The organism is Haemophilus paracuniculus (assembly GCF_002015115.1).
In the GTDB taxonomy this organism is placed as follows: Bacteria; Pseudomonadota; Gammaproteobacteria; order Enterobacterales; family Pasteurellaceae; genus Haemophilus_E; species Haemophilus_E paracuniculus.
In genome coordinates this window covers 211,614-223,825 of the sequence record NZ_MUYA01000007.1, presented here as the reverse complement: position 1 = coordinate 223,825, position 12,212 = coordinate 211,614, and the positions used below count along the sequence as shown (strand labels likewise).

Sequence of the window (12,212 nt, the reverse complement as noted above, 5' to 3'; positions counted from 1 at the left end):
GTCATTGATTAGGCGATAAATTTATAGATTAAAAAGTAGGTAAAATGAAAAAATTATTTCTTCTTCCTTTAACAATTATTACCCTTGCAATAACGGGCTGTTCTTCAAATAACACTCAATCCGTATCAGGGCTGGCAATGGACGCTAAATATAGCAAAGGGCGTTCCGTCAGCAATTTTAATGATTATGTGAATTTCTTAAAACGTAAAGCGGCGGGGGCTGGGGTGTCGGCGAAGACGTTGAGTTCGCAGCAGCAGATCAATTACGTTTACCGTGCGGTGGAATTGGACGAACAGCAAGCGGCTCGCAAGCGTGATCCGAATTTACCTCCGCCACCGCCGAATCCAAATGGGGTAACCAATTACCTCAACAAAGTGCTGACCCCAGCCAAAGTGGATATGGCGGCGGAACGTTGGTGGACTTATCAGCAGCCTCTTACCAAAGCCAGCAAAAAATATGGGGTGCAGAAAGAGTACATTCTCGCCCTGTGGGGAATGGAAAGCAGTTTCGGGCGTTATCAAGGCAACTTTGACGTGCTTTCGGTGCTTGCCACCCTTGCCTTTGACGGTCGCCGTGAAAAATTATTCACCCAAGAATTCGTCAATGCGATGAAAATGCTGGACGACAAATCCATTCGCCGTAGCGAAATGAAAGGCTCGTGGGCAGGGGCGATGGGGCAAACTCAATTTATGCCGACCACCTACCTCAAATATGCAGCGGACGGCAACGGCGACGGCAAAAAAGATATTTGGAATGATCAATATGACGCATTCGCCTCGATTGCCAAATATCTGTCGAGCGTGGGCTGGGATAATCAACGACCGTGGGGCGTGGAAGTCAAGCTCGCTCAACCGATTGATTTAAGTTTCGCAGGCATTGAGGACAAAAAAGCGAAAAGCCTTGCGGAATGGCAGGCAATGGGCGTTTATCTCGCCTATCCAAACGCCCAAGAGAGCCAAAAACTCGCCAAACTCAACGGCACAAAATTGTGGCTAGTTCGCCCAGATAAAGAGGTGGGGCGAGCGTTTCTCGTGTCGAATAACTACCGCACCTTGTACGATTGGAACAAATCCAACAACTTCGTAGTGAGTATCGGCAAATTTGCTGACCGCATTTTATCCAGTGTCGGACAATAATTTTCAATTTTTGAATTGAATGCGACACCAGATGTCGTAGTGCCTTGCTAAAATCGTTTCTGCCTAATTCTGGGCGGAAACGATTTTTTATGAGGAAAACAAAATGAACGATCAAATTGAGATTGATGATATGAATGAGTGGATTGAAATACCGACAATGCCAACACCACCAATGGATGAAGTGATCGCCTATGTGCGAGAAAGTGGTGTAACAACTATCAGCGGCTTACAACGCCACTTCCAAATCAACTTCAACCAAGCTGCAAGGCTGATAGAACAGTTAGAAGATCAAGGGATCATTTCCCCACCCGTTCGAGAGAATAAACGCCATATCTTGACGGAATAAACCATAACAAGCGGTGGAATTTTGAAAAATTTGGCAAAATCCCACCGCTTGTATTCAATTTTGCGAAAGGGATCACAGAAATCAACTTTGCCCCTTGTGATTCGGTGTTAAAAAATTTAAGCTAATCGCCTTTGAAAGTAAACTTCATCATCAATCTATTTTTTGAAGTAAAAGAGAGGTCAAAATGTTATTAGGCGATCTATCCCGTGCTGATTATGCCAAATCCCTTCCCCCTGTATTTGCTCGTCTTTGTGCTAAATTAAACAGTCTTGATTTAGCCAATTTGCCCCTCGGTTGGCAGGATCTTGAACCGAATATCCGTATGAATGTGATGGAATTTGAGACCAGCGAAGCCGCTGGCAAACAAGCGGAAATGCACCGTAAATTCATTGATATTCAGTTGTTGATTGCGGGCGAGGAAATGATCGAATATGGCTTGTCGCAACCAAATTTGGCGTTGTTTGATGATTATCGTGAGGACGAGGATTATCAACTGACCGATCAGATTGAAAATCAAAATGAAGTGGTGTTGAAGCCGAATATGTTTGCGATTTTCCTGCCTTATGAACCGCACAAACCAGGGAATTGCGTGAAAGGCAATCCGCAACCGTTACGTAAATTAGTGGTAAAAGTGCCGATTGAGTTGTTATAAGGGGGCAAAATGTCAGCGAGAGGCAAGATTTTAGACACGATCGGGGCATTGAAAAACAGTTTAACCAAAACCGAAAAGAAAATTGCCACGGCGATTTTGTTGCAACCTGAAATGATCAGCCAATGTTCCCTCGCCGAAGTGGCAAAGCAATTTGATGTGGGCGAGGCGACTTTTATCCGTTTTTGTCGCACAGTGGGCTATAAAGGGTTTACCGATTTCAAATTAGATTTGGCGATTGAAATCGCCACCCACGCCAAGGTTAATGGATCTTTGCTGGACGGGCGGATTTTGGATTCCGATCAGCCCCAAGAAATTGCAGTGAAATTACAGCAAAGTTTGGGCAATGTGATTGCGGAAACGGTCAATTTGCTCAATTTCGACACCTTAGAACAGGTGGTAACGGAAATTCGCCAAGCCAAGCGGATTTTTCTGTTTGGAATGGGGGCGTCAGGCTTAACCGCCGAAGATGCGAAACATAAATTGATGCGAATCGGTTTGCATACGGATTCCAGCAACAATAACCATTTTATGTATATGCAAGCGGCGTTGGTGGAACAGGGCGACATTGTGATTGGGATTAGCCATTCGGGCAGTTCCGAAGAGACGGTAAAAGCCCTGCGAATTGCCCGCTTTAATGGGGCGAAAACGGTGGCTCTGACCCACAATTTACGCTCGCCGATTACCGAAGTGGCGGACTATGTGCTGATTAACGGTAATCGTCAAGGCTATATGCAAGGGGATTCGATTACCACCAAAATGGCTCAACTTTTTGTGTTGGATTTGATTTACACCTTGCTCGTCAAAGCCGAGCCAGAGCGAGCCAAACAGCAGAAACAGAAAACCCTGAATGCGATTGCGGAAAGTCGAGTAGAGTAGGATTATTTACTGAGGGTTACGGGCAGCATTAAGGTGTCTAACACAAAACTCAACGGTAAATCAATCACGGCGAGAACGCCCACGATCTCGCCCTGTTGCATTACTTCAAAATCTTTCCCCACCCCCGCATAAACCGAGTAATCACCGTTTGATAGGCTGACAATCGTGCCGCAAGCGGTGAGATTGAGGCAAAAAACGGCAAGTAAGGTCAGTTTGAGCCACGTTTTTAACATAGGTTTCGGTTGGTTACGTTGAAAAATGGACGATAAACATACTACAAATTCACGCCATTGAATAGCGTTCCTGCATAAATTTGTTGCTTGATCGCCATATTCGGAATCAGCCCGTCCTCTTTTTCATATTGACTTTCCACCAGATCCACCACCCGATCTTCCCCTAATAAATGCTGTTGCAAATGGTGGGAAACCTGCTCAAACAGCACATTTTTGATCGCCGAAAACGGCGAATTGAGCATAATTTTTTCCACCGAAAAGAGGTTGGTTAAATTCATCAGCATATAGGCGAGATTTTGGCTGAGGTGATTCAAAATCCGCAGTGCATTGGCGTTTTGTTGTTGCACTTGCTGGCAGAAAAAATCAATTTTCGCACCGCTTGTAGTGTGCGAATTGGGTAAATGGCGATCAATCAAACGCAATAGTGCCGACAGGCTGATTTGATTGTGTAATTGATAGCGTTCAATCGGCGGCAATTCGGGGTAAATTTGCTCGCTGAGTTCGCTAAACGGCGGCATTAGCATTTTGTCCACGTTCATTTTCGCCCGTTTATGCAACAGCTCGCCTTTGACGAGAACGCTAAGGCGAATTTGCTCGCTCAATTCGAGGAAAATCGCATTATGGTGGCGAATCAAACTGCCTTTGGTGGATTCCGTCAAAAGCCAGAGCTGAAAATGTTCATTTAACAGCAGCGGACATTCCAACTGCGGGGCGAGGGTTTCCACAATCGGGCAATGTAGCGGGGTTGAGCCGAGTTGGATAATTGCCGTTTTACTCGGATCGATTTTGCCACGCACGCTAATCGAAACCGCAAGTAGCGGTTGGTCTGGCTCGCAGTGGGCTTGCTTGAACGTGAGGATCTTGTTGCTGATCCATTCTGCAAGCGGTAGGTTAAGGTCGAGAAAATAATGCTGTTCTGCCAGTAAAGTGTCGTCAAGCTCGCTCAATGAAAGGGTGAGCTGGCTTTCGCTGATCACGACACTCAACAATTTCCAATAGAGGGGCGAAACCGCTAACCCCACCGCAGGGCGACCCCGTGAGGTACTGGCTTGGGTGGTGCGTTCCAACACAAAACGGTGATCGATCAACAATTTTGTGAGATTGGTAATAGTGGCAGGGGCAAGCCCTGATAATTTGGCGAGATCGGTGCGAGAAATCAATTCAAATTGCTCAATTAAGCGGAAAATTGAGCCAAGATATTCCGTTCTACTTTTAAAATTTAAGCCGTCCATTTCGGTTGTTATTCCTTTTCTTTCTTATAATGGGCGTATTGTGCGACTTTTTGCCTAAATCGCAATCAAATGATTTCGTTTTTGTGAGCCAGTTCACAGATTTATTTTAATTTTAAAATTAAATGGCTTTTTTCTGGAAATTAGCCTTGTAATTTCGGTGCAGAAATTGCCGAGAAATGCTAGAATCGCCCCCAATTTCGTTTGAAAAGGAATGTCCCAATGACTAAGCCTGTCGCCCCACCCAGAGAATTTGCCGCGATTGATCTCGGATCGAACAGTTTCCATATGATCATTGCCCGTATTGTGAATGGTTCGATCCAAATTCTTTCACGCTTGAAACGCCGTGTGCGGTTGGCGGACGGTTTGGACAGTCAGCAGGTGCTAAGTCAGGCAGCGATTGAGCGTGGGGTGGCGTGTTTGGCGTTGTTTGCCGACCGCTTGAAAGGCTTTGCCCCTGAAAATGTGAAAGTGGTTGGCACTTACACCTTACGCCGAGCGGTGAATAAAGCGGATTTCCTCGCCCAAGCCCAAGCGGTTTTTCCTTACCCGATTGAAATTATTGCTGGCGAGGAAGAAGCCCGCTTAATTTATTCGGGGGTTAGCCATACGCAACCCGAAAAAGGGCGAAAATTGGTGGTGGATATTGGCGGCGGCTCAACGGAAATGGCAATTGGCGATGATTTCACGCCATTACGGGCGGAAAGTCGCCATATGGGCTGCGTGAGTTTTGCCAAGCGTTTTTTTGAAAATGGCACGTTGAGCCAAGCCCAATTTGAGCAAGCCTACCAGCACGCAATGGCGAAAATTGCTGATCTCAAACAGGATTACTGCGAACTTGGCTGGCGGAATGTTTTAGGCTCGTCTGGCACGATCAAAACCGTGCATAAAGTGCTGTTGGCAAACCAATATAGAGACGGCTTGATTACCGAACCTCGCTTGCAAACTTTGATTGAACGCTGTTTGCAATTCCCCTCGCTAAAACAGATTGAACTCAACGGATTATTAGAAGAGCGTGCCGATGTGCTTGTGCCTGGCTTAGCGATTTTGTTGGCGTTGTTCCACACCTTTGAAATTCAATCAATGCGTTATTCAGACGGGGCGTTGCGTGAGGGGGTGATGTATGGCTTGGAACGCCAATTCCAAGTGGACGATATTCGCCAACGCACCGCTGATGCTTTGGCGAAACAGTTTGATATTGATGTCGCCCAAGCGAAAAGGGTTGAACAGACCGCTTTGCAACTGTTTGAGCAAGTAACCGTCTGGAAAAATCGCCGTCAAGGGGACGAATTGCGTTCAATGCTGAAATGGGTTAGCCAACTGCACGAGGTTGGGATCGTGATTAACCACCTCAATTTGCACAAACATTCCGCTTACATTATTTCGCAAACCATTTTGCCGGGTTTTGATTACGAACAGCAATCCCTGCTGACGATGTTGATCCGTTTTCATCTCAAAACGGTGCAAAAAAGGGATATTCGCAGTATCAATCGTTATCAATATCGCGACATACTCACGCTTTTGTGCGTCTTCCGTTTGGCGATTTTGCTCAATCGCTCGCGTCAAGCCACGATAACGCCGAAGACCTTACAGCTCAACACCCAACGCCACGAATGGCAGTTGCGTTTTGAGCCAAATTTTTTAGTAAACAACCCGCTTGTCTTGAACGATTTACAAGAAGAAAAAGCCATTTTGGCGGAATTAGGGATTACCCTTGCCTTTTCTTAGCGTGCAAGCGGTTAGATTTTTTGAAATTTTAATCAGAGAATAACAATGACAGAACAAACAACTTATTGTGGCTTTATTGCCATTGTCGGTCGCCCGAATGTGGGGAAATCGACCCTACTCAACAAAATTTTGGGGCAGAAAATTTCGATCACCTCTCGCAAAGCCCAAACCACTCGCCACCGCATTGTTGGCATTCACACTGAAGATCAATATCAAGCGATTTATGTGGACACCCCTGGGTTGCACATTGAAGAAAAACGGGCGATTAACCGCTTGATGAACCGTGCGGCGAGTAGTGCGATTGGCGATGTGGATTTGGTCGTGTTCGTGGTGGAAGGCACGAAATGGACGGACGATGACGAAATGGTGCTAAACAAACTGCGTCAAGCCAAAGCCCCCGTGGTGTTGGCGATCAACAAGATCGACAACATCAAAGAGAAAGAGGAACTGTTGCCGCACATCACAATGCTTTCGCAAAAGTTTGATTTTAAAGAGATTTTGCCGATGTCTGCCGAAAAGGGCGATAACGTCAATGTGTTGCAACAGATCGTGCGATCTTCCCTGCGTGAGGGCGTGCATCATTTCCCAGAGGAATACGTTACCGACCGTTCGCAACGCTTTATGGCATCGGAAATTATCCGTGAAAAGCTAATGCGTTTTATGGGCGATGAGCTGCCGTATTCGGTAACGGTGGAAATCGAGCAGTTTAAAACCAACGAGCGTGGCACTTACGAGATCAACGGTTTGATCCTTGTGGAACGTGAGGGGCAGAAAAAAATGGTGATCGGTAACCGTGGACAGAAGATCAAAGTGATTGGCACCGAAGCGAGAGCGGATATGGAACGCCTGTTTGATAATAAGGTCCATTTGGAATTGTGGGTCAAAGTCAAAGCAGGCTGGGCGGACGACGAACGTGCGTTAAGAAGTTTAGGCTATATTGACGAATAATGTTGCAACGCGGCTTTGTGCTACACCGCAGGGAATACAGCGAAACGAGCCTGTTGGTGGATTTTTTTACGGAAGAGCAGGGGCGAATTACCCTGCTTGCCAAGGGGGCGAGACGACCTCGCTCGCCGCTCAAAGCCGTGTTGCAACCTTTCACCCCTCTACTTCTGCAATGGTCAGGACGAGGCGAACTCAAAACCCTCACCAAAGCCGATCCCGTTTCAATCGCCTTACCAATGCAAACGCTGGCGTTATACAGCGGATTTTATGTAAACGAAGTGCTGGCAAGAGTATTGGAACAACAGACCGCTTATCCCGAGCTTTTTCAGCACTATCTGCATTGCCTCACCCAACTCGCCAGCCACGGCGACAATGTCGAACCTGCGTTACGCACCTTTGAATTTCGGGTGCTAAAAGCCCTTGGCTACGGGGTGGATTTCGCCCATTGTGCCGCCACGGGCGAGCCAGTCGATCCGCAAATGTGGTATCAATTCCGTGAAAATCAGGGCTTTATCGCCTCGTTACTGCAAAATAACCTTAGCTTTCTCGGTAAAGATTTGCTGGCATTTGAAGCCTTCGACTTTACCGACAAATCCACCCAACAAGCCGCCAAACGCTTCACCCGCCTCGCCCTTAAACCCTACCTCGGCTCTCAACCCCTCAAAAGCCGAGAATTATTTCAAGGGATCTTGCCGAATCGCCTTAAAAGTGGTTAGGCAAGCGGTGGGATAAAGTCATAATTTTGTTTTTTAGAAAGGCAGGGAAGTAAATAAGAAAAGTTTGAAAGGTTTCAAATCGTTGAGGAAGCCTGTAATAAACGTCGGATTCGAACCGCATAAGGTGGACTAAGCCCACGACCTTTACCATTAGGAAACTATTATTACAGGCTATGGGCTAAGCTATACGCCCAAGCAATATTTTAATCAACAGGATATTTTTCAATAAAATCAAGGGAAGAACAGTCATAAGGATTGAATGTTTTAATCGGTAAATGAGTGATATGGGCATATTTTGTAGCTAGCTTAGGCAAGAACCAATCCGCCATACCATAAGAACACGTAAAATCCTGTTCGGTTAAACCTGCTGTCTTGATCCCCTCTTTGGCGAGTAATTTTAGCTCTCGAATCAGTTGGAAAGTAGCTTGCGTATATTGGGTTTTATCAAAGATTAAACGCAAAATACCTTCTGAATAGTTGGAATAGGGTTTAGCCAAAATATCACCATAATCTTCAATGGGAATATCCCAAATGATAGTATCGTTTAATATTTTTGAGGTAATTGGGGCATCGATTCCAACATCCTCAGACACACCGCACTCACAAGTCAAAAAATAGGCTTCCATCTCTCGATTGAGAGAGGTAAAGAGAAGATCAAAATCAATAACAACGCAATCATCATCCACATTGCGGTTATATCCATCGAAATCAGGGGTAACATTGATGCTGACTTCAAAATCATCATCGTCCCAAAAGCTCGCCATTGCAATACGCAGTTTATATCGAAGTTCTGTTTTTAATTCATAAATCATAAGCGAATTTTACGATAGCACCACACCAACATTTCTACGATCAGCCCTAATGCAAATCCTGTGGCAGTTGCAATAATTGATATTCCGTAGCCCAAAAATCCCCATACAGCAATTATAAAGAATAAACTTGTCAAGAATGCCAACAGGAAAGCAAACCAACTTAGGTCAGATGAAAATAAATGAATTAATAGAGGGGCAAAAAGTTCACAACTTAGCCAAATTGTAAAAACGGTCATAGATATACCCCACACAACTTTCGCTACATTGAGTGTAATACGCATTATTTCCCCCTCGAAGTAAAGATGTCGTTATTGTAAACATAGCAATGCTTTAATGGCAATAAAGTAAACACAAGCGGTTCGATTTCATCGAATTTTGTGATCCCGATCGACTAATTCACAATCCATTCAGACAGCCATTCAAAAATTCGGCATACTTTCCGTCAAGAGAGGGGAAGATGAATTTAGATCGGGCGTGTGTTGGATTTTGTTTGGCGTTGTTGCCGATTTTGTGGTTGCCACAAGTGGGGCTGAATTGGGTGGCTTATGGAGCGATTTTGTCGCTATTGGTGGCGATCTTGCGGCGAAAATGGCTTTATGCGGTGGTTGCAGGGGCGGTGGCATTGAGTTATGGGCAAGTGGTTCAGCTGGCGGAACGGGCTAATCAAGTTTCCGCCCAAAAATCTTCTCAACGGATTGAGATCGTCAAGATCCTTGACCAAAATCCCTATCAAACGGCAATCGCCAAACTCGATTCTGGCGAGTCGATTTATCTGAATTGGCAGGCGGAAACGCCGTTAAAACTCAATCAGCTTTATCAAGCTCAACTCAATTTACGCCCGATTTCGGGGCGGTTGAATGAGGGCAATTTCTCTCGCCAGCGGTGGCTGTTGGCTCAAAAATTGACCGCTACGGCAACCGTTAAACAGGCTGAAATCTTACCGCAAACCACCTTTCCGTTACGCACCCAATGGTTTTACCGCACTTTTCAGCAGACGGAAAATCTTGCCACCCAAGGGCTGTTGCTCGCCTTAGCCTTTGGCGAGCGGGCGTGGCTGCCGAACGAGCAATGGACGATTTTCCAGCAAACCACCACCGCCCATTTAATTGCGATTTCGGGTTTGCACATCGCCCTTGCAATGGGGATCGGCTTTTGGATCGCCAAGCTTGGGCTATGGGGGGGGTGGCGATTTTTCCCTCTGCAAGCGGTACGATTACCGCTAATTTTGCCCTATGCGGTCGGTTTTCTGTTGGCGGTGGAATATAGCTTTCTGGCAGGATTTTCCGTGCCAACCTTGCGAGCTTTGCTGGCGATCAGCGTGGTGTTGCTCTGCCGATTTGCCCGCCGCCACTATTCGGCGTGGCAGCTTTGGTGGCGAGTGGTGGCGGTGTTGCTGTTATTTGATCCGCTGGCGATCCTGTCCGAAAGTTTTTGGCTGTCCATTTTGGCGGTGGCGAGTTTGATTTTCTGGTATCGCTATTTTTCTCTTTCCCAATGGCAAGCTCGGCTAGGGCGAAATTTCTCGAAATCTACCCGCTTGCTGGTCGGGTTGGTCCATTTGCAGTTAGGAATTGGGCTGATTTTTGCCCCCGTACAATTCTTTTTCTTTGAGGGCAGCACACCGTTGGCTCTGCTGGCGAATTTGTTGATCGTGCCGTTGTATAGCCTCGTGCTTGTTCCGTTGATTTTAATCAGTTTGCTCACAGATAATCTCTTTTTGAGTTGGCAGCTTGCCGGTTGGTTGGCTCAACAAAGCCTGATAATCCTTACCCCAATGGCGGATTTTTGGTGGATATTCAGTCGCCAGCAACAATGGTTGCTAGTTGGGTTGAATGGAATGATTTTGGCGATTTTATACGGCTGGCTCTATCAAAAATCACGAATTTATTGGTTAAGAATGGCGATAATTTCCTTGATTTTTCAGCTTGGTTTTTGGGGATTGCGTTGGAAAAAAGATCCCTCGCAGTGGCTTATGTTTGATGTGGGGCAAGGCTTGGCAATGGCGTTGGTCTATCACGAGCAGGGGCAGAAAAAGGCGGTGATGTTTGATTCTGGCGGAAGTTGGGGCGAGGCACAACAGCGAAATTCAATGGCGAAGTTGGAAATTTTGCCTTACCTCAGGCGAGAGGGGATTGAGTTAGCCGCGATTTTTTTAAGCCACGATGATAACGATCATTCGGGTGGGGTGGTGGATTTGCTGACTGCCTTTCCGCAAGCAAAATTGATTTCATCGAGCAAAATTCGCTATGGGGATAAATCCCCTGAGCCTTGTGTAGCAGGGCAACAGTGGCAATTTGGCGAATTTCGCTTAACGTCGATCTTCCCACACAAAACCGTTGAGCGGGCGAAAAATCAGGATTCTTGCATTATTTTGGCGGAATCTGACCGTTTGCAGTGGCTTTTTACGGGGGACACAGGGCAGGGGGAAGAGCGGCGGTTTGCCCAAGCGGTCGGAAAAATTGATTTTTTGCAACTGGCTCATCACGGCAGTAAAACCAGCACCAGCGAAACCTTATTAGCTCAAACCAAACCGCAAATAGCAGTGGTGGGAACGGGGCGGTGGAACCCGTGGCGAATGCCGAATCAATCGGTGGTGGAACGGGTTGAACAGCGAGGGATTAAATTATGGGATACCGCCAAAGTGGGAATGATTAAGCTCGAATTTGAGCAGGACAACTGGACAGTTTCAGGGGCGAGATCACCAAATTCAGCGTGGTATCAACAACTTTTTGGTCAAGCACCGCAAAAGTAGGGTAGAATATGCACCCATTTCAGCAAAGGAAACCACAATGGCAGCCCAAAAATTAACCAAAACACGTTTGATCCAAATTTTAATAATGTTGGCGATCTTAGTAACCGCCTTTCTCTACCGCACTTACACCTATCAAAATTAAAAAAAGGCACATTGTGCCTTTATAATTTTCCTAATTTTTCTTTGTAGTGATAACGGCACACGGAAAGGTAGGTGTCGTTGCCGCCGATTTGGATTTGGTCGCCGTGGCTGACGGCTTCGCCTTGTTGATTTAAACGCACGACAAAATGGGCTTTTTTGCCACAGTCGCAGACGGTTTTGAGCTCGTTTAATTCATCTGCCCACGCCAGCAGATATTGGCTTCCCTCAAATAATTCCGACTGAAAATCCGTGCGTAATCCGTAACATAATACAGGAATTTTGAGCTGATCGACCACATCACTGAGCTGATAAACCTGTTTTTTGGTTAAAAATTGGGCTTCGTCAATTAAAATCGCACTTAATTTTTCCCTTTGGTGAGCGATTTCAATCTCCTTGAATAAATCGCTATCTTCTCGAAATAGATGAGCATCTTGCGAAATGCCGATGCGAGAGCTGACTTTGCCGATGCCGTAACGATCATCAATGGCGGTGGTGTAAACTAAGGTTTTCATTCCTCTTTCTTGATAGTTGTAAGAGGCTTGCAGTAAGTGGGTCGATTTGCCCGCATTCATTGCCGAGTAGTAAAAATAGAGTTTTGCCATAGTTGAGTTTGCTGTTTAATAAAAAACGGCTACTAAATAGCCGT

At 46.0% G+C, this 12,212-nt stretch carries 13 protein-coding genes; 8 read left to right on the top strand and 5 right to left on the bottom strand.

The genetic code is table 11. The features are described 5' to 3' along the window. Positions 1 to 44: 44 nt before the first annotated feature. The 4 genes from B0187_RS06065 (at position 45) to B0187_RS06050 (ending at position 3,010) form a co-directional block, all read left to right on the top strand. Positions 45 to 1,136, top strand: coding sequence for a lytic murein transglycosylase (locus B0187_RS06065; protein ID WP_078236967.1), 1,092 nt, complete (start codon positions 45 to 47; stop codon positions 1,134 to 1,136). Between the two features lie 103 nt (positions 1,137 to 1,239). After that, a complete protein-coding gene (locus tag B0187_RS06060) occupies positions 1,240 to 1,482 on the top strand; it encodes a DNA translocase FtsK (RefSeq protein ID WP_078236966.1) in 243 nt (80 codons plus the stop codon). A 184-nt stretch (positions 1,483 to 1,666) separates the two neighbouring features. Then, positions 1,667 to 2,134: an N-acetylneuraminate anomerase gene (nanQ, locus tag B0187_RS06055; RefSeq protein ID WP_078236965.1), complete on the top strand. Its 468-nt coding sequence runs from the start codon at positions 1,667 to 1,669 to the stop codon at positions 2,132 to 2,134. A 9-nt stretch (positions 2,135 to 2,143) separates the two neighbouring features. Then, positions 2,144 to 3,010, top strand: a complete 867-nt coding sequence (locus tag B0187_RS06050) for a MurR/RpiR family transcriptional regulator (RefSeq protein WP_078236964.1) — start codon at positions 2,144 to 2,146, stop codon at positions 3,008 to 3,010. Between the two features lie 2 nt (positions 3,011 to 3,012). On the opposite strand, the gene B0187_RS06045 is transcribed toward B0187_RS06050, so the two are convergent. Continuing rightward, the gene (locus B0187_RS06045; RefSeq protein WP_078236963.1) at positions 3,013 to 3,243 is read right to left on the bottom strand and encodes a YceK/YidQ family lipoprotein; all 231 of its coding nucleotides are present in this window, start codon (positions 3,241 to 3,243) and stop codon (positions 3,013 to 3,015) included. 41 nt (positions 3,244 to 3,284) lie between these two features. Continuing rightward, a complete protein-coding gene (locus B0187_RS06040; RefSeq protein ID WP_078236962.1) occupies positions 3,285 to 4,475 on the bottom strand; it encodes an ROK family protein in 1,191 nt (396 codons plus the stop codon). A 219-nt stretch (positions 4,476 to 4,694) separates the two neighbouring features. Here B0187_RS06040 and ppx point away from each other — a divergent pair, with 219 nt between their 5' ends. Genes ppx through recO form a run of 3 tightly spaced genes read left to right on the top strand, consistent with a single transcriptional unit; the run spans position 4,695 to position 7,861 of the window. Continuing rightward, complete coding sequence (gene ppx / locus B0187_RS06035) at positions 4,695 to 6,200, top strand: exopolyphosphatase (protein WP_078236961.1); 1,506 nt, start codon at positions 4,695 to 4,697, stop codon at positions 6,198 to 6,200. 45 nt (positions 6,201 to 6,245) lie between these two features. Further along, positions 6,246 to 7,148, top strand: a complete 903-nt coding sequence (gene era / locus B0187_RS06030) for a GTPase Era (protein WP_078236960.1) — start codon at positions 6,246 to 6,248, stop codon at positions 7,146 to 7,148. Next, on the top strand, positions 7,148 to 7,861 hold the full coding sequence (recO, locus tag B0187_RS06025; RefSeq protein ID WP_078236959.1) for a DNA repair protein RecO: 714 nt from the start codon (positions 7,148 to 7,150) through the stop codon (positions 7,859 to 7,861). The genes era and recO overlap by 1 nt, the downstream gene beginning before the upstream one ends. 203 nt (positions 7,862 to 8,064) lie before the next feature. Here recO and B0187_RS06020 read toward each other — a convergent pair whose 3' ends face one another. Together B0187_RS06020 and B0187_RS06015 are read right to left on the bottom strand one after the other, a co-directional pair. Further along, on the bottom strand, positions 8,065 to 8,673 hold the full coding sequence (locus tag B0187_RS06020) for a hypothetical protein (RefSeq protein ID WP_078236958.1): 609 nt from the start codon (positions 8,671 to 8,673) through the stop codon (positions 8,065 to 8,067). Further along, positions 8,670 to 8,954 (bottom strand): hypothetical protein, encoded by a 285-nt coding sequence (locus tag B0187_RS06015; protein WP_078236957.1) that lies wholly within the window; start codon positions 8,952 to 8,954, stop codon positions 8,670 to 8,672. The genes B0187_RS06020 and B0187_RS06015 overlap by 4 nt, the downstream gene beginning before the upstream one ends. Before the next feature lie 176 nt (positions 8,955 to 9,130). On the opposite strand from B0187_RS06015, the gene B0187_RS06010 reads away from it, so the two are divergent. Next, on the top strand, positions 9,131 to 11,425 hold the full coding sequence (locus B0187_RS06010) for a DNA internalization-related competence protein ComEC/Rec2 (protein WP_078236956.1): 2,295 nt from the start codon (positions 9,131 to 9,133) through the stop codon (positions 11,423 to 11,425). Positions 11,426 to 11,586: 161 nt separating this feature from the next. On the opposite strand, the gene B0187_RS06005 is transcribed toward B0187_RS06010, so the two are convergent. Next, a complete protein-coding gene (locus tag B0187_RS06005; RefSeq protein WP_078236955.1) occupies positions 11,587 to 12,168 on the bottom strand; it encodes a thymidine kinase in 582 nt (193 codons plus the stop codon). Positions 12,169 to 12,212 lie beyond the last annotated feature (44 nt).

What these genes read in the sequence shown, in the direction of transcription:
- B0187_RS06045 (WP_078236963.1), bottom strand. Translation starts at nt 3,243, where the DNA reads ATGTTAAAAACGTGGCTCAAACTGACCTTACTTGCCGTTTTTTGCCTC.
- recO (WP_078236959.1), top strand. Translation starts at nt 7,148, where the DNA reads ATGTTGCAACGCGGCTTTGTGCTACACCGCAGGGAATACAGCGAAACG.
- B0187_RS06060 (WP_078236966.1), top strand. Translation starts at nt 1,240, where the DNA reads ATGAACGATCAAATTGAGATTGATGATATGAATGAGTGGATTGAAATA.
- B0187_RS06005 (WP_078236955.1), bottom strand. Translation starts at nt 12,168, where the DNA reads ATGGCAAAACTCTATTTTTACTACTCGGCAATGAATGCGGGCAAATCG.
- nanQ (WP_078236965.1), top strand. Translation starts at nt 1,667, where the DNA reads ATGTTATTAGGCGATCTATCCCGTGCTGATTATGCCAAATCCCTTCCC.
- B0187_RS06065 (WP_078236967.1), top strand. Translation starts at nt 45, where the DNA reads ATGAAAAAATTATTTCTTCTTCCTTTAACAATTATTACCCTTGCAATA.
- B0187_RS06040 (WP_078236962.1), bottom strand. Translation starts at nt 4,475, where the DNA reads ATGGACGGCTTAAATTTTAAAAGTAGAACGGAATATCTTGGCTCAATT.
- B0187_RS06010 (WP_078236956.1), top strand. Translation starts at nt 9,131, where the DNA reads ATGAATTTAGATCGGGCGTGTGTTGGATTTTGTTTGGCGTTGTTGCCG.
- era (WP_078236960.1), top strand. Translation starts at nt 6,246, where the DNA reads ATGACAGAACAAACAACTTATTGTGGCTTTATTGCCATTGTCGGTCGC.
- B0187_RS06015 (WP_078236957.1), bottom strand. Translation starts at nt 8,954, where the DNA reads ATGCGTATTACACTCAATGTAGCGAAAGTTGTGTGGGGTATATCTATG.
- B0187_RS06020 (WP_078236958.1), bottom strand. Translation starts at nt 8,673, where the DNA reads ATGATTTATGAATTAAAAACAGAACTTCGATATAAACTGCGTATTGCA.
- B0187_RS06050 (WP_078236964.1), top strand. Translation starts at nt 2,144, where the DNA reads ATGTCAGCGAGAGGCAAGATTTTAGACACGATCGGGGCATTGAAAAAC.
- ppx (WP_078236961.1), top strand. Translation starts at nt 4,695, where the DNA reads ATGACTAAGCCTGTCGCCCCACCCAGAGAATTTGCCGCGATTGATCTC.